This is a genomic window from Streptomyces sp. (assembly GCF_031178505.1).
Classification (GTDB): domain Bacteria; phylum Actinomycetota; class Actinomycetes; order Streptomycetales; family Streptomycetaceae; genus Streptomyces; species Streptomyces gulbargensis.
The window spans coordinates 1-1,536 of sequence record NZ_JAPSIW010001062.1; the positions used below are offsets into that span (position 1 = coordinate 1).

Annotated in this window: 2 protein-coding genes; both read left to right on the forward strand. The window is 72.5% G+C overall.

What is annotated here, in order from left to right:
• Positions 1-300 precede the first annotated feature (300 nt).
• Entirely contained in the window at positions 301-522 is a 222-nt protein-coding gene (locus RIF68_RS36245; RefSeq protein ID WP_006123601.1) for a helix-turn-helix domain-containing protein, read from the forward strand.
• Between the two features lie 130 nt (positions 523-652).
• Positions 653-1,453: an enoyl-CoA hydratase/isomerase family protein gene (locus RIF68_RS36250; protein ID WP_309056008.1), complete on the forward strand. Its 801-nt coding sequence runs from the start codon at positions 653-655 to the stop codon at positions 1,451-1,453.
• Positions 1,454-1,536 lie beyond the last annotated feature (83 nt).

The following is a 1,536-nucleotide window of genomic DNA, read 5'->3' on the forward strand; positions in this document are numbered from 1 at the left end:
CCCGGGCTCCGGTCCCGGGGCGGGTGAGGACGTCTCGTACCCGACGGCGCGGAGCCCTGCGGAATCCTTCCGGCAGGCCCGCGCCGTACGTGTGTCCGGCGCGCGCCGCTGACCTGCTGCTTCCGCCGGCCGAGGCTCCCCGGGCGGCCCGGCGAGCGACCGGAATATGACCTTCCGGTTGTGGTGGTGGTGTATCCGTCCGCAAATCCGGCAGCACGGACCTCGTCGAATGGGTGGCCAGGACGTCCGGGAGGGGTGATCATGAGAAGTCCAGAGCGCACTTCCCATGAGGAGGCACGGGTGGCCGAGACTCTGAAGAAGGGCAGCCGGGTGACCGGCGCCGCGCGCGACAAGCTCGCGGCAGACCTGAAGAAGAAGTACGACTCCGGTGCGAGCATCCGGGCGCTGGCCGAGGAAACCGGCCGCTCCTACGGATTCGTCCACCGGATGCTCAGTGAGTCCGGAGTCACGCTGCGCGGACGCGGCGGGGCGACACGGGGCAAGAAGGCGGCCTCGGCCTGACACCGGGGCGTCCCGACCGTCCACCGGGTGCCTCCCGGTGGACACCCGGTCGGCCGTGCGGCCGGCCAGGTGGTTACTGTGCAGTCACTTAGCATCGGACGCAGTGCTGCACCGTAACCGGAGGCGCCCCATGACCACGCTCGACGACACCGGGCTCGTATTCGACAAGGACGGTGTTCGGCTCACCGTCGAGGACGCCGTTGCCACGGTGACCCTGACCAATCCGGCGAAGCGCAACGCCCAGTCTCCCGCTCTGTGGCGGGCGTTGACGGAGGCCGGACGGTCACTGCCGGGCAGCGTGCGGGTCGTCGTCCTGCGCGGGGAGGGCAAGTCCTTCTCCGCCGGGCTCGACCGGCAGGCGTTCACGCCCGAGGGCTTCGACGGCGAGCCGTCCTTCCTCGACATGGCCCGGGGCTCGGACGAGGACCTCGACGCGGTCATCGCCGAGTACCAGGAGGCGTTCACCTGGTGGCGCCGCGCCGACCTCGTGTCGATCGCGGCCGTCCAGGGCCACGCCATCGGCGCGGGCTTCCAGCTCGCCCTCGCCTGCGACCTGCGGGTCGTCGCCGAGGACGTGCAGTTCGCCATGCGCGAGACCAGCCTGGGCCTTGTTCCGGACCTCACCGGTACGCACCCGCTCGTCTCGCTCGTCGGCTACGCCCGCGCGCTGGAGATCTGCGCCACCGGCCGCTTCGTCCACGCGGACGAGGCCGAGCGCATCGGCCTGGCCAACATCGCCGTCCCCACCGCCGAACTGGACGCGGCCGTACGGGACCTCACCGACGCACTGCTGGCCGCGCCGCGCGCCGCCGTCGTCGAGACCAAGGCGCTCCTCCAGGGTGCCGCCGCCCGCTCCTACGAGGACCAGCGCACCGCCGAACGCGCCGCCCAGGCCCGCCGCCTGCGCGACCTGGCGGGCCTCGGCGACTGACGGCCCGGGGCCGGGTGGGGCCGGCCCGCGGCCAAGACGACCGCCGCGATGATCGCGCGGAGCACCTCCGCACCTTGCTTGGG

Coding starts and splice junctions, on each gene's coding strand:
- RIF68_RS36250 (WP_309056008.1), top strand. CDS start 653: ATGACCACGCTCGACGACACCGGGCTCGTATTCGACAAGGACGGTGTT.